Source organism: Duganella sp. Root198D2 (assembly GCF_001428585.1).
GTDB lineage: Bacteria > Pseudomonadota > Gammaproteobacteria > Burkholderiales > Burkholderiaceae_D > Rugamonas.
In genome coordinates, this window is record NZ_LMIC01000008.1 from 1 (window position 1) to 20501 (window position 20501).

The window sequence follows — 20501 nt, forward strand, 5'->3', positions numbered from 1 at the left end:
GATCAACCCACCGACCATGGAGAAAAAAGCTGCCTGAAATCCGAGATTTAGACACTCACCAATTCAACAAGGTGTTTCAAATTCATTGACACGCTCCGATTGCGGCGATTAGAGAAGCGATCGGAGTTTCACATGAAGCCTAGCCATCAGTACCATCGGGCGCTTGGCGGCGCCAAGGAATAGCGAAGAAGCCGTGACCACAAACCTTCAGAACGAGTGGCAGGTCTTCCAAGCGCCGCGACATTCGCGCCAGATCGATGCCTTGATATTTGTAGACGGACAGCGTGGTGAAATTTGGTGAGCCTTTACGAATCGTTGGTAAGTTAAGATATGCACCACTTTTTCAGGAGTCCATTGATGCCCCTACGCCCAATCCTTGCAGCAGCGGTGCTGCTGCATGCCTGCTTAGCACATGCGGATAATAGTTCCCTGGAGGGGCAGCTGGATGCCAAGTTGGCGCCTATGTTCAAGTCCGGCGGCCCCGGAGCCGCCGTCATTGTCACGCGGGAAGGTGCGACGGTCTTCCGCAAAGCATATGGCCTGGCCGACCTCGACAAGAAGGTCCCACTGCAGGCGGATATGCAGTTGCGACTGGGCTCGATCACCAAGCAGTTCACCGCAGTGGCAATCCTGATGTTGGCGGAGCAAGGCAAACTTTCGCTGCAGGACGACATCACGCGGTTCGTGCCGGATTATCCGGCCAAAGGCAAGTCCATCACCATACAACAGCTGCTGCAGCACAAGTCCGGCATCCATAATTACACGGCCATGCGTTCATTCTGGTCGGCGGCGCGCAAGGACATGAGCGTCGCGCAAATGATCGACTTCTTCAAAGATGAACCGCTGGACTTTGCGCCTGGCGAACGCTGGGCGTACAGCAACTCCGGCTACTTCCTGCTTGGCGCCGTGATCGAGAAGGCCTCCGGCATGCGCTATGCCGATTTTATTGCCCGGAACATCTTCGAGCCATTAGGTATGGCGGATACGGCCTATGAGGGCGTGGAGCGCAGCGCCAAGCGCCGCACTCCAGGCTATCGCAGCGGATTTTTTTCGGGCTATAGTCCGGCCGACCCAATCAGCATGTCATTGCCCTACGCAGCAGGTGCGCTGGTTTCCACCGTTGACGATCTGGCGCGTTGGGACGCCGCCATTGGCGCCGGCAAGCTGTTGACGGCGGAGAGTTGGAGGCAGGCTTTCACGCCTTGCACTCTGCCTGATGCGGTGACATGCAATTATGGTTTCGGCTGGAACATCGGTAAACTGCGCGGGCACCAGGAAATGGCGCACGGGGGCGACATCCCAGGCTTTAATGGCCATGTAATTCGCCTGCCGGACGATAAAGTTTTTGTGGCGGTGTTAAGCAATGGCGAACGTTCTTTGCTCAATACGGAAGTGGTGGCGCAGCATGCTGCAGCCATTGCCATTGGCGATCCATTCCCCGAGCAGAAAGTCATTGCTCTGACGCCGGAGGCGCTGGATGCTTTCGTCGGCACTTATAAACTGGCCGATAACAGCATGCGTACAGTGCGCCGCAAAGGGGCAATCCTGACCTGGCAGCGCGAAGGCCGTCCGGCGACGGACTTGAAGCCGTATGCATCGACCAGCTTCTTCATGGATGGAACCATGAATAGCGTCGAGTTCCGGCGCGATGCCGGCGGTAAGGTTACCAGCCTCTTGGTGCAGCAGACCATAGGCGACCAGGTGGCCGAGCGCATCGCGGATTAAGCGAGCGGAATAGCCGTGAATTCGTCTTTACCTTGAACGTTTGACCCCTCCGCTTATGGAACTGAAGACAGCAACCGAATTGATGGCGATTTTCGAGCGAGTAGGCGCTACTTTAAACGAAGCCGAGCCTATTCTGCGGGCGCTTCCTGAAGGCGAACGTGAGTCGTATCTGACGGGCCTAGGGTCGATGATGGCCATGCTTTGGACGGGCCTTCAGCATCCGATCGTGCAAGAACATCCTGAATTGGATCCTGACGTATGACTTTGTCAAACAACTTATTCAACTGGGCGGCTTATGCGTTGCCAGCTATCCCGCACGTCAGGACCCTATGCAACTAGTAGCTTGGATCTTTTTCTTTGTTGTATATGGTCTCGTGGCAGCTTACGTTATGCTCGCCCTCAGCGCTCGCCGAATACGCGACCCTGGCCAATCATCCAAGCCTCAACACTGGTTTCTTGCCTTGGGTGGAATGACAGGGCTTGCGATAGTTCCCCCGCTGGCCGAGCTATGTGTTCGAGTCTATGTTGACGATGCAATGACCAAACAAGACCTAGGTCTTGGGGCATTTATAGTGCTTTGGGTCTCTGCGTTCTTGCCGGGCGCTATTAAGAGTCGGCGAATGTTGCGGGCTGCAGGCATTGATTCAGATGCGAACGGCTAACCCTCCAGTTAACTGGGCTGCCTCCGCGCTGTGTGTTTTCGCTGGCGGTTGTCGGATGTTAGGGCTTATGGAGAGAAATCGGAAAATCAGCGCAATTGCAGCGTCCTTGCTTTCCCGCTTGAAGTGGTGGAGCTGGGCGCTAGCTCCATTACTCCCGGCCACGAACGGGAATTTGTAATTTGCTGTTTGCTTGTACTTTCCGCGATTGATTCAGGTCTTTGCTTCTCTCATTGCAGGGAGAGCAAATACTCAGATATTGAATCGCAGCTCGATCAGTTGCCGGACGAGCAGGCAATGATGCCGGTCGAGGCCTATGCTGCCAGAGGTGATCGATCGCTTCAATGCTGTTCGTACCTGTAGCAACTTTCGTTTAACGATAGATATCACAACACTTGATTATGATTCTTCTCAATCTTCCAACCAAAAGCGATGTACTGCTCGTCGCTCCGGCAGATTCTTGCTGTAACTGTGGTTCCACTATTAACGTACGGCCTATTGAAACTGATCTTCGCCGTATGCCGTTGATGGGGCTAGCGGGTGCAGAAATAAAAATTGTCCTCCCGTTCCCATACTGCGAGTCTTGTACGGCCACGGCGACGCGTCGTCGTCCTTCCTTGCTCGGCGTAGTTGCAGTTTCATCGTTGCTCGCGCTTGTATTCGGAATGTGCTGGATCTTCTTTGGGCCGCAGTTGCCCGAAGAGCAGACTACCTATGTGGTCGGACCCGCATTGATTGTATTGAGCCTGATGGTTGTCCTGGGCTTCTACTCGCTCCGAAAGCGAATTGGCGCGCAATCGACTTATTACCAGCCCATCAAGCTGAAAAATACCGCGCACAAGTGGCCGGCAGACATCACAGGCCTGGCGCTGGAGTTCACGAACTCGGAGTATGCCAAGAAGTTTTCAGACGCTAACCAATCCGCTATAGCAACAAAGAAGCTCAAAGTTTCCAATGCCTAAGGCCGTTGAACCAATGAACATTCCGTTGCGTGCGTCCGGCGCGCCATTTACCATCCGCGTGTTAGCGTTGTTTCGACAAGCAAGCCCTCATATTCATTAGATCGCAAAAATTTATGTCAACTGAAGATCCCAGCACCCCGCCTGGCGCTAAAGCTATCGGCGTACCGTCTGGTACATCACATCCGAATGGACGTTGGCTAGGGGCGTCGCTTTTTTGGCGAATCTTTCTGCTGCAGGCATTTGTAGCTATTCCGGTGGCGGTCCTGTGGCCAGCGAGTGACGGGTATATTCGGCTCAAGCCCTCCGCTATCTACTTCATCATGGTGCTGGTCTTGGTCATCGCTGCGTTAGTCTCGAAGACTGGCCTATTTTCGGCTGTGGGGTGATCGCCTTGGTTTGGCTGCGTTTTTTTGGCGCCGCTTCAACTGGTTACTGGTTGCATATTACATTGCTATGGCAATAGGTAACATGATTCTGGTCTTTACCGCCTCCGTTGAAGCCTGGCTTCAGTTTAAGTTGTATGTTCCGCTCATTTCATTGCTTGCCCTGTGTTTGTTTGCCCCCAGGTTCATTCGAAGTGTGACGTGAACTGGTGAACGGTATGATTGGATGTGCAACCAAGCAGGCACGATGAGCGGAAAATACCCTGATGAAAAGGCGCTTGTTGCGCGCGTGCGGACTAGGTTTCCGATTGAAGCAATTCGCACTGACGATTGGCTGATAGAGCGTGGTTGGGAGCTGGTGGACGAATGTCCGCATATCTGGGTTGAGGCATTCGCCGATCGAACGACTGAGGCGGCTCGCGACCAGGATTGGGGATTGGTGAAGTCGCATACTGAGTTTCTTGCGACAGAGTACCGGGACGGGACTGACGCAGTCCGAAAAATGGTGGACGTCTCGTATGCGGAGAATTTAATGTGGGATCTTGACGCGGATGCCAAGGCCAGCGCGTGGCAATACGTCGCAAAGGAAGTACAGGCATTGTACGAACAGACTTGGAATAGCTAGAGGTCGCCTGAAGCGACCATAACCGGAGCAAGCCTCGTGACAGTCAAACGCATGGATAACGTGGGTATCGTAGTGGAGGACCTCGAAGCTGCCATTGGGTTCTTCACCGAACTGGGTCTCGAACTCGAAGGCCGCGCGCCGATTGAGGGCGATTGGGCGGATGGCGTAACCGGCCTGCGTGGCATGCGTGTCGAGATTGCGATGATGCGTACGCCGGATGGCCACAGCCGCCTCGAGTTGTCCCGCTTCCTCACGCCGGCGGTGGTTGCCGATCACCGTGCCGCCCCTGTGAATGCCCTTGGCTACCTGCGCGTCATGTTTACCGTGGATGATATCGACGATACGCTGGAACGGCTCGGCAAACTTGGGGCGAAGCTTGTTGGTGAAGTGGTGCAGTACGCGAGCGTGTACCGGCTTTGCTACATCCGCGGGCCGGAAGGAATCCTCATTGGACTGGCCCAGGAGCTTGGGCCTGAGTGACGCCTTGTGCGCTGGCGGTGCGTGCTAGAATTTGCCAAAAAATCAACCCCATCGCACATGTCCCGCCGAAGCAAGTTCGTATCCATACTGATCTTTTCCAGCCTCGCCCTGATTTCCGCCTGCAGCCAGAAGGCTGCCAGCGTATCTGATGAGGATATCAGGCTGTCCAATCTTGAGCCGCTGCCAAGCATTGCCAATTCTATGGTCGGGAAAGAGCGCCAGGTCAAGCCGGGCGAGCCGGATTACGTTCCTGAGCCGATAGCGCAGTCGCTGAAGGCGCAGGTTGCGAAGTGGCCAAAGGGCGAGAAGATCGCGGACGCGCTTTCCTTCTGCTCGGGCGCCCTGGTTGCGAAGCGCCTTGGCGCGAAGTCGGCCTGCGAAATTTATTCGATGGAACCGGAAAGTTCATGCATTGCGCAGCATGGCTATGGCAAGAATTCCATCGGCCAGGCCTTGACGGCCGATCGCCGGGACTTGAATGGTGACGGCGTCAAAGACTATATCATCTCGGATCGCTACTACTGCTTTAGCCTGACTGCAAACCAGGCCAGCGTATACTTCGTGATGCTGTCGAATTCGAAGAAGGACTTTACGCTGGCATATGCGGATTGGGCGTCGGCAGGCATCGTTGTGGTCGACGACAAGGTTAAAGGCAAGCTTGTGCTGATGGAGCAAGCCCAAAAGTCGTACGGGAAGTTCTCGACGATTTATGAGTTGCGCGATTCGAAGTACTCCGCGAAGGCTTGTGTTATCAGTGACGAGAAGGGCTATAGCGCCTGTCCGCTTTCGGAGCCGCAAAGCGGTTTTGACTGAGTTCTTCATGACTTACTCTATACTCGCCACGGTTTCCTTCTCTCGCTGCATTTTCTGAATGACTAACATCACTGCTAACCAAGTCCCTCCACGAGTCCTGCGACGGCAAACCCTGGCGCTGGTACTGCTGGTGGCGAGCGGCGTCATTAATTACCTGGACCGCGCCACCCTGGCCGTGGCGAACGAGTATATCCGCGCGGACCTCAGCCTCTCACTGGGTGAAATGGGCCTGCTGCTGTCGGCATTCTCCTGGAGCTACGCCTTGTGCCAGCTTCCGGTCGGTGCACTGGTGGACAAGGTCGGTCCGCGGTGGCTGCTTGGCATGGGCCTGGTGGTATGGTCGGTGGCACAGGCGGCTGGCGGGCTGGCTTCGACTTTCGGCTTCTTCGTGCTGGCGCGTATTGCACTGGGCATTGGGGAGGCGCCGCAGTTTCCTTCTGCGGCGCGGGTGGTGAGCAATTGGTTCCCGCTGCGCTCGCGCGGAACGCCGACCGGCATCTACAACTCTGCATCGCCGCTGGGCGTCGCGCTGGCTCCGCTGCTGCTGCCTCCATTGATTGCTGCGACCAGCTGGCATTGGGCGTTTTACGTCACCGGTGGATTGGGCCTGGTGGCTGCAATTGTCTGGGTGAGCGTCTATCGCGATCCGGTTCGCGAGGAACTGAGCGCCGAGGAGCGCGCCTACCTGGAGGAGGGGGAGGCCGTCGAAGCCGCGCCGAAAACCAGCTTTGCGGCCTGGCGGGCGCTGTTCCGCCATCGTGTGACCTGGGGCATGATGTTCGGCTTCTTCGGCTCCGTCTACCTGAACTGGGTGTACCTGACCTGGCTGCCCGGCTACCTGCGCACGGAACGCCATATGGACCTGGCGAATGCGGGCTTTGCGTCGGCAATTCCATTCCTGTGCGGTTTTGCCGGCGCCCTGATCGCAGGCTGGGCTTCAGACCGCATTGTGCGCTTTGCCAGTACGCCGATTTCCGGACGCCGCAACGCGGTGGTAGTTGCCACGCTGGGCATGGTGGCGTTCACGATTCCTGCCGCGCTGGTGGAGAGCAATGTCGTGGCGGTGGCGTGCATTTCCATCGTGATCTTCCTTGCCAATGCTTCGTCGGCCTGCGCCTGGTCGTTGGCCACGGTGGCGGCACCTCGCAGCCGTATCGCTTCGCTTGGCGCGATCCAGAATTTCGGCGGTTTCCTGGGCGGGTCGCTGGCGCCGGTGCTTACCGGGTATATCGCTCAAAGCTGGTCCTTTGTGCCGGCGCTGCTGACCGGTGCAGCGATCGCCTTCCTTGGCGCCATGTCCTACCTGTTCCTGGTCGCGCGTCCAATTCCTGAAGAGGAGTGAAATGATTGACTGGTGCCTCGATGCCGCAAACTACCTCCGCTAAAGCGCGCAAGGCCGCGTTCGCGCTGGTTGGCGCAATGGTTGGAATGGCAGCGGTGTCGTGCTGGATCGGTGGCGTCATCGGCTGGGAGCAAAGCGGGCAATGGCCGGCGTGGCTGGCGGTGCCGCTTGGTGTCGGCATGGGGCCGATGTATCTCATTGGCGACTTGATGACTCTCTCAGACGGCAGCCTGCAGGATATGATCGCCTTGCCGCAAGCGCTGGTGGGTGGCGCCGTCGGCGGCGCGCTGGGCTGGCTGGTTGCCAGTGTGAGGAAATAGGCCAGCCCGAGGCGACTTTTCGAGAGAATTCGAGGCTCCGCGGAAGCGTACAATCTTGCACCCAACTTTCGCGAATGCGGCAGCGCTGCAAGCTCCATGAAGACCCAATTTTTTACCGCTGCCAGCCTTGATGGCTTTATCGCCACCGAAGACGATTCGCTGGAATGGCTATTCCCGCTGGGCGATGTCAACGACAGCAGCTATCCTGAATTCATCGCTCGCGTTGGCGCCATCGCCATGGGCTCGTCCACCTACGAGTGGATGCTGCGCAATGCCGATACGGTGGCGGCGGAAGTGGGGGCGCCCTGGCCCTACACCCAGCCGACGTGGATCTTCTCGTCGCGCTCCCTGCCGTCGATTCCCGGTGCGGATGTGCGCTTTGTGAAAGGCGATGTGCGTCCGGTGCACGCTGCGATGCGCGAGGCGGCGGGCGATAAGAACATCTGGATCGTGGGCGGCGGGGACTTGGCGGGCCAGTTCCATGACGCGGGACTGCTGGACGAGTTGATCGTCCAGGTCGGCTCGGTCACGCTGGGGCGCGGCAAACCGCTGTTTCCGCGGCGCCTGACCAATCCGCCGCTGCTGCTGCAATCGGCGCGCCAGATCGGAACCGGCATGGCCGAACTGCGCTATCTGGTTCCGGGGCGGTGACCGAATGCTGATCCGTCCTTATCAAGCCTCCGACTGGCGGCGCATATGCGTGGTGCACGACGCCGCGCGCAAATTCGAACTGGCAGCCAGTGGCCTGGCAGACGCTTTCTTCACGCTGGAAGAAACCGGCGAGGCAGAAGGCCTGTTCGAGGCGACGCTGCTGGTGGCTGAAATCGACAGTGAAGTCGTCGGCTTCGCTGGCTTCACGGAAGACGAGGTGACCTGGCTGTACGTCGATCCGGCCCGCTATCGGCAGGGAATCGGCCGCGCGCTGGTTGAAGCGGTGTTGCGCGGGTCGGGCAAGCCGCTGTCGCTGGACGTATTGGCCGGAAATGCGGCTGCCTTGGCCTTATATCAAAGTGCCGGCTTCAAGATCGTTGAAACGATCAGCGGCAAGCTGGCAGGTAACGAGCGGTTTGCCGCGACTGCGCATGTACTACATAACTCTAACTCACTACTGGGGAAATCAATTGCTGGACAGGACTAACTACTTCATCAAAGAACACGCCGGCGTATTCAAAATGTCGGACACTTACGACATCATCGACCCGGAGACCCGGCAGAACCTGGGCGTGGCCCAGGAAAAACTGAGCTTCCTGGTCCACGCGCTGCGCCTCGTCATCGACAAGCGCATGCTGCCGACCAAGGTGGAAATTTCGGAACAGGTGAACGGCCCGGCGCTGCTGACCATCAAGCGTGGCATGACTTTCCTGCGTTCGCGTATCGAGATCGTGGACCGCTCGGGCCAGGCCATCGGCTATTTCAAATCCAAGCTGTTCAGCCTGGGCGGCGGTTTTTTTGTGTACGACATGCGCGACCAGCTGATCGCTGAAGTGAAGGGCGACTGGAAGGGCTGGAACTTCAAGTTCCTGGATGCCAAGGGTAATGAGAAGGGCACCGTCAGCAAGAAGTGGGCAGGCATCGGCAAGGAGCTGTTCACCACTGCCGACAACTACATGATCTCGATCGCCGACGACTTCAAGGCCAACGCCGGCTTGCTTCTCGCTGCCGGCCTGGCAATCGATATCGTCTTCAAAGAGCGCTAATATGGCGGGCGCCGGGCATGGTGCTAGAATTTATGAAAAGGATAATACCGACCTCCGAAGGAGACTTGTCATGAAGACCATGAATTTGTTTGCTGCCGTCCTGGGCCTGTGCCTGGCTGCCGCTACGCCGGCCGGCTGGGGCCAGCAAACCACCCCGGGACAGGACAAGCCGGAAGCCCGGCAGCAAGCCAAAGCGACCGTGAAAGGTGAATCTTCCTCTGCGGCGCGCAAGGCCACCGGCCTGCAGGAGCCCAAAAAGGAGGGCCAGGCGGGCAGCCAGCCCGACCGCCGCGAGCGGGCGATGCAAGTCTCCGGCAGCCTGCAGAAGAAAACCAACGAAACGGCAAGCGCGGCCGCTTCCAACGTGAAGTGAGCCCCAGGCTGCCCGGCCTTGTTAAAATCATGCCCTGAACCTCTTTTCGAGCTGGCATGAGTATCCAAACCGACAATTTCACCGAGCAGCGCATCATCGATGCGGCGCCAACCTCCCCCAACGAGGAGGCAATCGAGCGCGCGCTGCGTCCCAAGCACCTCGATGAATACGTCGGGCAGTCCAAGATCCGCGACCAGCTCGAAATTTTCATTTCGGCCGCCCGCAAGCGCAGCGAGGCGCTTGACCATACCCTGCTTTTCGGTCCTCCTGGCCTGGGCAAGACCACGCTGGCCAATATCATTGCGCGCGAGATGGGCGTCAACCTGCGCCAGACTTCCGGGCCGGTGCTGGAGCGCCCTGGCGACCTGGCCGCCATCCTGACCAACCTGGAAGCCAACGACGTCCTGTTCATCGACGAGATCCACCGCCTGTCACCGGTGGTCGAAGAAATCCTGTATCCGGCGCTGGAGGACTACCAGATCGACATCATGATCGGCGAGGGTCCGGCGGCGCGCAGCGTCAAACTGGACCTGCAGCCTTTCACGCTGGTCGGCGCCACCACCCGCGCCGGCATGCTCACCAACCCGCTGCGCGACCGTTTCGGCATCGTGGCGCGGCTGGAGTTCTATACCACCGATGAACTGGCGAAAATCGTCGCCCGCAGCGCCGCGCTGCTGAAGGCGAATATCGACGAAAGCGGCGCGGTGGAAATTGCACGGCGCGCGCGCGGTACGCCGCGTATTGCCAACCGCCTGCTGCGCCGCGTGCGCGACTATGCGGAAGTGAAGGGCAACGGCGACATCACGCGCGAAGTGGCCGACGCTGCGCTGCGCATGCTGGACGTCGACCATGCGGGCTTTGACGTCATGGACCGCAAGCTGCTGGAAGCGGTGCTGTACAAATTCGGCGGTGGCCCGGTCGGCATCGGCAACCTGGCGGCCGCCATCGGCGAGGCCGCGGATACTATCGAGGACGTTTTGGAACCATACCTGATCCAGCAAGGCTTCCTGCAACGCACGCCGCGCGGCCGCGTCGCTACGGCGCAGGCCTACCAGCATTTCGGCGTGACCCCGCCGCGCAGCAACGCCAGCGGAGACCTTTGGGATGCGTAAGCTGGCAGCGCTGGGCGCGGCGGCGCTGGCCGCGCAAATCGCATCGGCAGCGGTGCCGGTGCAGGGCTATTCGATCAAGGCGACTTACCCGCACGATCCGCAAGCCTTTACCCAGGGCCTGTTCTTCAAGGACGGCTTCCTGTGGGAGAGCACCGGCCAGTACGGTGCTTCGTCGGTGCGCAAGGTGGAACTGGCCACCGGCAAGGTGTTGCAAAAGCGCGACCTGCCGGAGAAGGTATTCGGCGAAGGCATTGCGCCGCATGGCGACAGCATCGTCGGCATCACCTGGATGAACCAGGCCGGCTATGTGATGGACCAGGGCAGCCTGTCCATCAAGGGCACTTTCAATTACCTGGGAGAGGGCTGGGGCCTGGCCAGCGACGGCGAGCGCCTGTACATGAGCGACGGCACGCCGGAAATCCGCGTGCTCGACCCGAAAACCTTCAGCGAGCAGCGCCGCATCAAGGTGACCGCCGATGGCCAGCCGCTGGCGCAGATCAATGAGCTGGAGTGGGTCGAAGGGCAGCTCTATGCCAATGTCTGGCAGACCGACCGCATTGCCCGCATCGATCCGTCCAGCGGCCGTGTGCTGGGCTGGATCGACCTGTCCGGACTGGCGGCTACCGCCAAGGCGGGCGGCGATGCCGACAATGTCCTGAACGGCATCGCCTACGACGCCAAGACACACCGCCTGTTCGTCACCGGCAAGCGCTGGCCCAAACTGTTCGAGATCGTGCTGCGACCCCAAAAGAAATAGTAATTGTCGGTAGGCTTGCTTCATGAAGTTTTCCGCGCAAGAATAGGTGAAACCCAGCCTTGCGGAGGCCCGCCGTGCTTGCACGTTCCAGCAGCTTGTTCTGGAAGCTGTTCCTGCCAATCGCCTTGCTGCTGGCCGGGTGCGGGCTGGTCATTTCGGCATTATTGCCAATCCTGATCAGCGAGAACGCGGAGCGCGATGCCGTGGATGCGGCGCAGGCCACGGTGCGGCAATTCCTCCTGCTGCGCAAGTACTACACCGAGAACGTGGCGGCGCGCGTGCTGGCGCGGACCGATATGCAGGTGGATCCGGACTATCGCAGCAAGGAAAATGCGATCCCGCTGCCGGCTACCATGATCCACGACCTGAGCGACTTGATGCAGGGCGGCGGCACCTCGGTCAAGCTTTACAGTCCTTTTCCCTTCCCGCAGCGGCGCGGGCGCACCAGCGACCAGTTCGCGCAGGACGCCTGGAACTACCTGCAGAAAAACCCCGAGGGCGTGTTCTCCCGCACCGAGACCGTGCACGGCCGCAGCACGGTGCGCGTGGCGCTGGCCGACCGCATGAGCGCCCAGGCCTGCGTGTCCTGCCACAACAGCCATCCGCAAAGCCCGAAGACCGACTGGAAGCTGGGCGACGTGCGCGGCGTGCTGGAGGTCGATTCCACGCGCGAGGCGGCAAGCGCCACGCGCATCGTGAGCTGGGTGCTGATCGCGTTCGGCGCCGTGCTGCTGCTGGTGGCCGTAGCGCTGCGGGTGTTCTACCAGCGCAATGTGGCGCAGCCGCTGCACCGGGCGCTGGATTCGGCGCGCGCCCTGGCCGATTCAAGGGCCGGCCATGTGGCGGCGGTGCAGGCCGTGGCGAGCGGCAACCTCGGTCCTGATTTCACGCCGTCGCCGCTGCCGCAGCTGGACCTGGCCGGCGTGGCGCACGATGAGGCGGGCGACCTGCTGTTGTCGGTGGCGGGACTGGCCGAGTCGCAGCGCAGCTTCGACCAGGCCTTTGCCCGGATGACCGAGGCACTGCGCGCCAGCAAGCTGGCCGACCGCGAGCGCGACTGGCTCAAGTCCAGCCAGAACGAACTCAATACCGTGATGCGCGGCGAGCAGGAACTGGCCGCGCTCGGGCAACGCATATTGGACTTTTTCGCGCAGCGCCTGCAGGCGCGCGTGGGTGCGCTGTACGTGGATGAAGCTTTGGGTGCGGGCATGTGCCTGCTGGCGGGTTATGGGCTGGCGCAGGAGCGGCAGCTGGCGCGCGTAGCGCCGGGCGAAGGACTGGCCGGGCAGGCGATCCGCGACGGCCAGCGCATGCTGGTCAGCGAGGCGCCGCCGGGCTACCTGGCAATCGGATCCGCCCTGGGCAGTGCGCAGCCGTCCTGCGTGCTGGTGCTGCCGCTGCAGCACGGGCGCAATATGGTGGGGGTGATGGAGCTGGGTGCCTTCCGCCGTTTCAGCGACAACGAGCTGGCGTTTGTCGACCTCTGCGCAGAAGCGGTTGCGATCGGGCTGGAGGTGAACATCACCCGCCATCGCACCAGTTCCCTGCTGGCGGAGACGGCGCAGCAGGCGGAGGAGCTGCGGGTGCAGCAGGAGGAGCTCCAGCAGAGCAATGCGGAGCTGGAGGAGCGTGCCGACCTGCTGGAACGGCAACGCGAAGAGATCCAGCGCGTCAGCGCCTACAAGAGCGAGTTCATGGCCAATATGTCGCATGAGCTGCGCACGCCGCTGAATTCCATGCTGATCCTGTCGGCCCTGCTGAAAGAAAACAAGGCGCACAACCTGAATCAACGGCAGCTCGAATATGCCGGCACCATCCACAATGCCGGGCGCGACCTGCTGAACCTGATCAACGATATCCTGGACCTGGCCAAGATGGAAGCGGGCAAGGTGGAGCTGAATATCGCCCCGGTGGAGCTGGCTGGCTTGTGCGAGGACCTGCAGGCGCAGTTCCAGCCGCAGGCCGAGCAGAAAGGGCTGGCATTGCTGATGGAACGTCTGCCCGGTACACCGGCGGCAGCGCTGATGGATGGACATCGTGTGCAGCAGGTGCTGCGCAACCTGTTGGCCAATGCGCTCAAATTCACGCACCAGGGCAGCGTGGCGCTGCGCGTGTCGGTAACGGGCGAGCAGTTGTCGTTTGCGGTCAGCGATACCGGGATCGGCGTGCCGGCGGACAAGCAGGTGACGATCTTCGAAGCATTCCGCCAGGCCGACGGAAGCATCAGCCGGCATTACGGCGGCACCGGCCTGGGCCTGTCGATTTCACTTCAGCTGGCGCGCACCATGGGCGGTGCGCTGCACCTGCACAGCGTGGAAGGGGAGGGCAGTACATTCACCTTCATGCTGCCATTGCTCCCTGGCGACGGGGCGCAGGATCCGGTGCGGCCGGCCGCTGCCGCTGCCAGTGCCGTCCCGGCGCCGGGCGATGACGGGCGCCGCATCCTGATTGTGGAAGACGATCCTTTCTTCGCCAGCCTGCTGGCAGACTTCGTGCGCGGCCGCGGCTATACGCCGCTGGTCGCAGCGGATGGCGAGCAGGGGCTGCAACTGGCGCGGCAGGAGTCGCCGCATGCCGTGCTGCTGGACGTGATGATGGCGCGCATGGACGGCTGGGAAGTGATGCGCGAGCTGCGCGCCGACCCCCGTACCGGCCACCTGCCGGTGCACTTCATCACCTGCCTTGACGAAATCCAGCGCGCGCGCGATTTGGGGGCGCTGGGTCTGGTGACCAAGCCGGTCAGCCCCGGGCAGCTGGCGCAGGTGTTCGATACGATCGAGCAGGCCTGGGCCGGTGCGCTGAAACGCGTGCTGGTGGTGGAAGACGACGAGAGCCAGCTAAGCAGCCTGGCCGCGCTGCTTGAGGGGCGCGAGGTGGAAGTGGTGCGCAGCAAGTCGGGCCGGGCCGCGCTCGAACTGCTGGTGCATGGCCACTTCGACTGCATGGTGCTGGACCTCGGCTTGCAGGACATGTCCGGCTACCAAGTGCTGGAGGAAATCCAGGCCACGCCCGGCCTGCGCCGCCTGCCCGTGGTCATCCACTCCGGCCAGGACCTGACGCGCGAGCAGCTGCGCATGCTGAATCATTACGCGCGCAGTGTGATCATCAAGGGCGCGCACAGCCCGCAGCGTCTGTTCAGCGAGGTGCAGCTGTTCCTGCATAGCGTGGAGCAAGGCGGCCAGGGTACGCAGCAGGAGGCTTTCGCGCTTGCAGGCAGCAAGGTGCTGGTGGTGGATGACGATATGCGCAACCTTTTTTCGCTGGCCAGCCTGCTCGGCGACCGCGGGGTAGAAGTGCTTGAAGCGGAAAACGGCATCGAGGCGCTGGCCAGGCTGGCGGCGCAACCCAGGGTGGATGCGGTGCTGATGGATATAATGATGCCGCAGATGGATGGTTATGAAGCGATGCGCCGCATCCGCGCTGACGCCCGCTACAAGGACTTGCCCATCATCGCGATGACCGCCAAGGCCATGCCGGGCGACCATCAGCGTTGCCTGGAGGCGGGAGCCAGTGATTACCTCGCCAAGCCGATCGATACCGCGCAGCTCTTATCGCTGTTGCGGGTCTGGATTAGACGCTAGGGGAGCGCATGGACCTGAACATCCCGGTGCTGCTGGTCGACGACCGACAGGAAAACCTTACGGCGCTGGAAGCCTTGCTGGAAGAGATGCCGCTGCCGCTGCACCTGGTGAAAGCCATGTCCGGCAATGAGGCCTTGCGGCAGTCGCTCAGGCATGATTTCGCGGTGGTGCTGCTGGACGTGCAGATGCCGGAGATGGACGGCCTGGAGACGGCCGAACTGCTGCGCGCCAATCCGCGCACGCGCCACCTGCCCATCATCTTCGTCACCGCCGGCCTGCATGACCGCGTGCACCAGTTCAAGGGCTATGAAATGGGCGCGGTGGACTTCCTCAACAAGCCGATCGAGCCGGCTGTGCTGCGCAACAAGGTGGCCGTGCTGTGCGAGCTGTACGCCAAGGTCCAGGAGCGTACGCGCGACTTGCATGAATCGGAGCGGCGCCTGCGGATGGTGATCGACAGTGCCAGCGAAGCCTTCATTGCCACCGACAGCGAGGACGTTGTCACCGACTGGAACCATGCGGCGGAAGATTTGTTCGGCTGGCGCCGCGACGAAATGCTGGGCCAGCCCGCCGGCAAGGTGCTGCTGCCGCCTGACGGCTGCAGCCGGCGCGCGCGCCACCGCACCGGGCGCGAATTCGACGTCGAAGTGTCGCAGTGGCAGGTGCCGCAATCGCAGCCTCCGGCTTTTGCAGCGCTGGTGCGCGATATCACGCAGCGCAAGGAGGCCGAAGAGGCGCGCCGTTGCGAGCTGCGCCAGGCCTTGCAGCAGATCGTCGAACAGGAAAGAATGGCGGCGCTGGGCAGCATCGTCGCCGGCGTGGCGCACGAGTTGAATACGCCGGTCGGCAACCTGGTGCTGCTGGCGTCGACGCTGCGCGAGCGGGTGAGCGAACTGGCCGACAACGCGCTGGCCGGCAAGTTGACGCGCTCCTGCCTGGTACAGGCAGCTGGCGAATGCCGCGATGCGAGCGAGGTGCTGGTGCGCAGCGCCGACCGGGCGCGCGAATTGATCGAGAGTTTCAAGAACGTGGCGGTGGACCAGACCAGCCGGCGCCGGCGCCAGTTCGACCTGCATTCCTGCCTGCACGATATCCTGGTCACGCTGGGGCGCATGATGCGGCAGGCGAACGTGACGGCGGAGCTGCAGGTGCCGCCCGGTGTGCTGATGGATTCCTATCCTGGCCACCTGGAGCAGATCCTCAACAACCTGATCGTCAACTCCATCCTGCACGGCTTTGAGGGGCGCGGCTGCGGCAAGATATCGATTGCCGCCAGCGTGGCGGACGGCCATGTGCGCTTGCTCTACAGCGATGACGGCGCCGGCATCGCGCCGGAACTGCAGCAGAAGATCTTCGAACCGTTCTTCTCCACCAAGGTCGGCTCCGGCGGCTCCGGCCTTGGCATGTACATCGTCAACAACCTGGTGTGCGGCGCGCTGCAAGGCAGCGTGAGCCTGGCCAGCACGCCCGGCCAGGGTGTGCAATTTGAGTTCAGGCTGCCGCTGACAGTGGGCTAATTCGTCCTGGCCTTATTCTTCGCTGTAGATCTTTCCGCCGAATTTCAAGGCGCTGTATTCGCGCTTCGATTGCAGCAGGGGGTAGAACATCTGCTTGTCCCAGCGTTCGGCGCCGAACAGCTGGTCGTCGCGCAGGCCGACTTCGGCCGGGTAGCGGCGCGTGATGTGCGCGGTGCCGAACAGCACGTCCCAGAAGAACAGCAGGTTGCCGAAGTTGCCCTTGTAATAGCCGATGCCGTCGGCATTGGTGATGGCGTGGTGGGCGCGGTGGGTGGCCGGGGTGGAGATGGTGCGTTCCACTACCCACATCAGCGGGCGCAGGGCGCGCACCTTGTACAGCGGCTCGTCCCAGGCCCAGGCGCAGTGCGCGCCGAGGATGACGGTCTGCTTGACGATGACGTAGGCGAAATACATCCAGCCGCAGCCCAGGTAGACCATGGCGCCGGCGAACCAGATGCCGGGCATCATCAGGTAGTAAAAGAAGTTGTTGCGGTAGGTGATGCGGATGCTCATGTAGGAAGCCGAGTGGTGGGCGCGGTGCAGGGGCCACAGCTTCGGCGAATGGGAGATGCGGTGCCACCAGTACTGCGTCATGTCGTCGCCCACCAGCAGCAGTCCGGCCCAGGCCCACCAGGGCAGTGCGGCCCAGGCGTTGCGCATGGCGGGCSCCAGCCAGTGGCCCAGAGCGCTGCTGCTGAAGATGATCAGCGGCTGGGTAACCAGCAGCAGGCTGACGGTCATGCCCACTTCCAGCGCGGTATCATTGGCGCTGGCGCGCACTGTGTCGCGGTAGCGGCGGCTGGCGAATTCCGCCATGGCCAGGCCGGCAATCACCAGTGCCAGCAGCGTGTACATCATGCTGTTGTCCATGTTCCGGGTCTCCTTTTGCAAGCATGATGCAGGGCCGCGCCGGCGAAGATTGTTCAATTCCGGGCAATTCAGGATTTTTTTGCATGCAGATATTCTTCAACAACCCCTGGTTCGCCCGCCTGCCGGCGCCGCAGGCCAAAGCTTTGCTGGCGTTGACGCGCAGCGTGCGCCTGGCACAAGGCGAGGTGCTCTACCTGCAGGGCGAACGGTCGTGCGGGGCGCAGGATGGGCTGTGGGGCGTGGTGCGCGGAGCGGTGCGGCTGTCGGTCATGCATGCGGACGGCAACGAGGCGATCGTGACCATGGCCGAAGCGGGCAACTGGTTTGGCGAAACGGCGCTGCTGGCGGGCTTGCCGCGCAGCGCCACGGCCACCGCCCAGGAGGACACGGAGCTGCTGGCGGTCAGCGCCGAACGTTTCACGGTCCTGATGCAGGACGTGGTTTTCGCCAACGCCATGGCGCGGATGGAAGCGGAGCGGCTGCATGCGGCCTTCGGCCTGATTGCCGACATGGCGATGCACAGCACCGGCACCCGCCTGGCGCGGCGCCTGCTGATGATGGCGCACGGCGACCTGACCCAGGCCGCCAGCGCGCGCAGCACCATCAGCGCCTCCCAGGACCACATCGCGATGATGCTGGGCGTCGGGCGCACCACCCTGAACAAGGAATTGCAGGCGCTGGCCGGCTGCGGCGCGATCGCCCTGCGCTATGGCCAGATCGAGCTGCTCGACCTGGAGTTGCTGCGCGCAGCCGCGGCCTGACGGGGGGCTCGCGGGCGGTTTATTGGCGCGGCATTTCGGTACCGGCCAGTTGCGCCAGGATTTCGCGCGCCGCCTGCAGCACGCGTTGCGCGCCCGGCGACAAAGTGCGCCCGCGCAGGCGGATGGTGGCGATGTCGGCCCACAGCGGCGGCAGCGGCACCTGCACCTGTTCCAAGCGGCCCTCGGCGGCCGCCTCGGCCAGCGCCGCATGGCTGGAAATCAGCAGCAGGTCGCTTTCGGCCACCACGTCGACCAGGGTGTGCACGCTGTCGCAACTGAGCATGATGGGCAGGTCGCGTCCGGGCGGCAGGCGGAACAGCCTGTTCATCTGCGTCATCAGCACTTCGGGAATGGTGGGCGCGGCCATGCCGTAGGGCAGCAGCTCGGGCGGGGTGACGTCGTCGCGCCCCAGCAGCGGGTGGCCGGGACGGCAGTAGATGCCGCCGTACTGGCGGCATTCGTGGGTGATGATCAGGTCTTCGGCCGGTTCGATCAGGCGCACGTCGGACATGAAGAATTCCATTTCCTCGCCGCGCAGGTGGTCCAGCAGGTAGGTCGAGGTGTTGATGGTGACCGACAGGCTGATGCCCGGCTGGTCGGCGCGCACCTGGCGCAGCATGCGCGGCAGCAGGGCGCCCGAATGCAGCGGGCCGATGCCGAAGGCCACATGGCCGCTGTCGCCATTTCGCAACAAGGACAAATCGTGTTCCATGTTGCGTACATCAAACAGCAAGCGCCGCGCGTGGTTGAAGAAGGCGGCGCCGGCCACCGTCACCGCCACGTTGCGGTTGCCGCGGTCGAACAGCAGGAAGCCCAGCTCTTCCTCCAGGGTTTGCACGGCGCGCGACAGGGCGGGCTGGCTGATGCTGACCTTCTCGGCGGCCCGCACGAAATTGCCTTCGTCGGCGACAGCCAGGGCGTAACGCAAACGCTTGAAATCCATGGAAAAACCTCTAGTATGCGGAATATGCATTGTGCGGATAAATACAATGCATTGGACGAATAGTAGTGTCAAACACATACTCGTTTCAACGACAGCGTTAATAAAACGCGGCGCAACTGGAGACACTGTGATGAAAGTTCAGGAATTCGACCCCGCCGTCGTAGGACGCTGCGCGTCATCTCTGCTCGACGTGCTGGAAGTCCAGCGCGCGGCCTTCAACGCCGACATGGTGCCGACGGCGGCCGTGCGGCGTGAACGTCTTGGCCGCCTGCAGGCGCTGGTGGCCGACAATGAGCCGGCCATCCTGGAGGCGATCAACGCCGACTTCGGCGGGCGCGCGCGGCAGGAAATGGTGCTGACTGAATTGTTCGTCGTGCTGTCGGCGATTCGCCAGCAGCGCCGCAAGCTGGGACGCTGGATGCGCCCGCGCCGCGTGGCCACCCCGCTGCACATGCTGCCCGGCTCGAGCCGGATCATGCCGCAGCCGCTGGGCGTGATCGGCAATATCGTGCCCTGGAACTACCCTTGCCAGCTGGCGCTGGTGCCGGCGGCAGCCGCGCTGGCCGCGGGCAACCGCGTGATGATCAAGCCTAGCGAACTGACGCCGGCCTTTTCGCGCCTCCTGGCGCAACTGGCGGCGCAGTATTTCGCCCCGGCCGAACTGGCGGTAATCGAAGGCGGGGTGGAAGTCAGCCGCGAATTTTCGGCGCTGCCGTTCGACCACCTCATATTCACCGGCTCCACCACGGTCGGGCGCCAGGTCGCAGTCGCTGCGGCGCACAACCTGACGCCGGTCACCCTGGAACTGGGCGGCAAGTCGCCCGCCATCATCGACGAAAGCTGCGACCTGGCGGAGGCCGCGCCGCGCCTGGCCTTCGGCAAATTGTTCAACGCCGGCCAGACCTGCGTGGCGCCGGACTATGCGCTGGTGCCGCGCGCGCGGGTCGAGGAATTCGTGCGCGAGGTCAGCGCGGCGGCAACGGCGATGTATCCCCGCTTTGCCGGCAACGAGCAGTACACCAGCATCATCAGCGAGCGCCATTACGCCCGCCTGCAGCAGCTGGTGCAGGACGCGGAGCAGCAGGGCGCGCGCGTGCTGCGGCTGGGCGACGCCGCGGCGGGGCCGGCCGGCGAGCGGCGCATGGCGCCGGTGCTGCTGCTGGACGTGACGCCGGAAATGGCGGTGATGCGCGAAGAGATCTTCGGCCCGCTGCTGCCGGTGGTGCCGTATGACACGCTGCAGCAAGCCATCGCCTTCATCAACCAGCGCGAACGCCCGCTGGCGCTGTACTGGTTCGGCAGGGAGCGCCGCAACTGCAGCAAGGTGCTGCACTCGACCATCTCGGGCGGCGTGACCGTCAACGACGCGCTGTGGCATGCGGCGCAGGAAAACCTGCCCTTTGGCGGCGTGGGCGCCAGCGGCACCGGCGCCTATCACGGCGAGCATGGCTTCCTGGCGTTCTCCAAACAGAAGCCGATCTACCGGCAGGCGCGCCTGAATGGCTTCGGCCTGTTCCGCCCACCTTATGGCCGCGTATTCGATACGCTGGCCGATTTCCTGAAACGCCATATGTAACGGGT

General features: G+C 62.1%; 21 protein-coding genes. 19 read left to right on the top strand and 2 right to left on the bottom strand.

The genetic code is table 11. The annotated features are described in order from the left end of the window. Positions 1–357: 357 nt before the first annotated feature. The 17 genes from ASE26_RS09755 (at position 358) to ASE26_RS09830 (ending at position 16346) form a co-directional block, all read left to right on the top strand. A complete protein-coding gene (locus ASE26_RS09755) occupies positions 358–1725 on the top strand; it encodes a serine hydrolase (RefSeq protein ID WP_057246123.1) in 1368 nt (455 codons plus the stop codon). Positions 1726–1780: 55 nt separating this feature from the next. Then, the gene (locus tag ASE26_RS09760) at positions 1781–1987 is read left to right on the top strand and encodes a hypothetical protein (protein ID WP_055932220.1); all 207 of its coding nucleotides are present in this window, start codon (positions 1781–1783) and stop codon (positions 1985–1987) included. A gap of 798 nt (positions 1988–2785) precedes the next feature. After that, positions 2786–3346 (top strand): hypothetical protein, encoded by a 561-nt coding sequence (locus tag ASE26_RS09765; protein ID WP_156398035.1) that lies wholly within the window; start codon positions 2786–2788, stop codon positions 3344–3346. 375 nt (positions 3347–3721) lie between these two features. After that, entirely contained in the window at positions 3722–3934 is a 213-nt protein-coding gene (locus ASE26_RS32040) for a septation protein IspZ (RefSeq protein ID WP_373922086.1), read from the top strand. Between the two features lie 42 nt (positions 3935–3976). Beyond that, positions 3977–4354 (top strand): hypothetical protein, encoded by a 378-nt coding sequence (locus tag ASE26_RS09770; RefSeq protein WP_055932222.1) that lies wholly within the window; start codon positions 3977–3979, stop codon positions 4352–4354. 36 nt (positions 4355–4390) lie between these two features. Then, positions 4391–4834: a VOC family protein gene (locus tag ASE26_RS09775; protein WP_055932223.1), complete on the top strand. Its 444-nt coding sequence runs from the start codon at positions 4391–4393 to the stop codon at positions 4832–4834. A gap of 57 nt (positions 4835–4891) precedes the next feature. Further along, positions 4892–5647: a hypothetical protein gene (locus ASE26_RS09780; protein ID WP_055932224.1), complete on the top strand. Its 756-nt coding sequence runs from the start codon at positions 4892–4894 to the stop codon at positions 5645–5647. 58 nt (positions 5648–5705) lie between these two features. Next, positions 5706–6989 (top strand): MFS transporter, encoded by a 1284-nt coding sequence (locus ASE26_RS09785; RefSeq protein WP_057246124.1) that lies wholly within the window; start codon positions 5706–5708, stop codon positions 6987–6989. A 20-nt stretch (positions 6990–7009) separates the two neighbouring features. After that, positions 7010–7309, top strand: coding sequence for a hypothetical protein (locus tag ASE26_RS09790; RefSeq protein ID WP_055932232.1), 300 nt, complete (start codon positions 7010–7012; stop codon positions 7307–7309). A 96-nt stretch (positions 7310–7405) separates the two neighbouring features. Then, positions 7406–7960 carry a dihydrofolate reductase family protein gene (locus tag ASE26_RS09795; RefSeq protein ID WP_055932235.1) on the top strand — a complete coding sequence of 185 codons (555 nt, stop codon included), beginning with the start codon at positions 7406–7408 and terminating at the stop codon, positions 7958–7960. A gap of 4 nt (positions 7961–7964) precedes the next feature. Beyond that, positions 7965–8447: a GNAT family N-acetyltransferase gene (locus ASE26_RS09800; RefSeq protein WP_055932238.1), complete on the top strand. Its 483-nt coding sequence runs from the start codon at positions 7965–7967 to the stop codon at positions 8445–8447. After that, entirely contained in the window at positions 8431–9006 is a 576-nt protein-coding gene (locus ASE26_RS09805) for a phospholipid scramblase-related protein (RefSeq protein ID WP_055932244.1), read from the top strand. Before ASE26_RS09800 ends, ASE26_RS09805 begins: the two co-directional genes overlap by 17 nt. A 70-nt stretch (positions 9007–9076) precedes the next feature. After that, complete coding sequence (locus ASE26_RS09810) at positions 9077–9379, top strand: hypothetical protein (protein WP_055932247.1); 303 nt, start codon at positions 9077–9079, stop codon at positions 9377–9379. A gap of 56 nt (positions 9380–9435) precedes the next feature. After that, positions 9436–10491, top strand: a complete 1056-nt coding sequence (gene ruvB / locus ASE26_RS09815; RefSeq protein ID WP_055932250.1) for a Holliday junction branch migration DNA helicase RuvB — start codon at positions 9436–9438, stop codon at positions 10489–10491. Then, positions 10484–11248, top strand: a complete 765-nt coding sequence (locus ASE26_RS09820; protein ID WP_057246125.1) for a glutaminyl-peptide cyclotransferase — start codon at positions 10484–10486, stop codon at positions 11246–11248. The genes ruvB and ASE26_RS09820 overlap by 8 nt, the downstream gene beginning before the upstream one ends. A 74-nt stretch (positions 11249–11322) precedes the next feature. Continuing rightward, positions 11323–14829, top strand: coding sequence for a response regulator (locus tag ASE26_RS09825; RefSeq protein WP_055932255.1), 3507 nt, complete (start codon positions 11323–11325; stop codon positions 14827–14829). 8 nt (positions 14830–14837) lie between these two features. Continuing rightward, positions 14838–16346, top strand: coding sequence for an ATP-binding protein (locus tag ASE26_RS09830; RefSeq protein ID WP_057246126.1), 1509 nt, complete (start codon positions 14838–14840; stop codon positions 16344–16346). 12 nt (positions 16347–16358) lie between these two features. Here the strand turns inward: ASE26_RS09830 and ASE26_RS09835 are convergent, their stop codons facing one another. Continuing rightward, a complete protein-coding gene (locus tag ASE26_RS09835; RefSeq protein WP_057246127.1) occupies positions 16359–17216 on the bottom strand; it encodes a sterol desaturase family protein in 858 nt (285 codons plus the stop codon). 83 nt (positions 17217–17299) lie between these two features. Between ASE26_RS09835 and ASE26_RS09840 the strand changes: the two genes are divergently transcribed. Beyond that, the gene (locus ASE26_RS09840; protein ID WP_057246128.1) at positions 17300–17977 is read left to right on the top strand and encodes a Crp/Fnr family transcriptional regulator; all 678 of its coding nucleotides are present in this window, start codon (positions 17300–17302) and stop codon (positions 17975–17977) included. A gap of 19 nt (positions 17978–17996) precedes the next feature. Here ASE26_RS09840 and ASE26_RS09845 read toward each other — a convergent pair whose 3' ends face one another. Then, positions 17997–18920, bottom strand: coding sequence for a LysR family transcriptional regulator (locus tag ASE26_RS09845; protein WP_055932265.1), 924 nt, complete (start codon positions 18918–18920; stop codon positions 17997–17999). A 130-nt stretch (positions 18921–19050) separates the two neighbouring features. On the opposite strand from ASE26_RS09845, the gene ASE26_RS09850 reads away from it, so the two are divergent. Next, positions 19051–20496 (top strand): coniferyl aldehyde dehydrogenase, encoded by a 1446-nt coding sequence (locus tag ASE26_RS09850; protein WP_082507372.1) that lies wholly within the window; start codon positions 19051–19053, stop codon positions 20494–20496. Positions 20497–20501 lie beyond the last annotated feature (5 nt).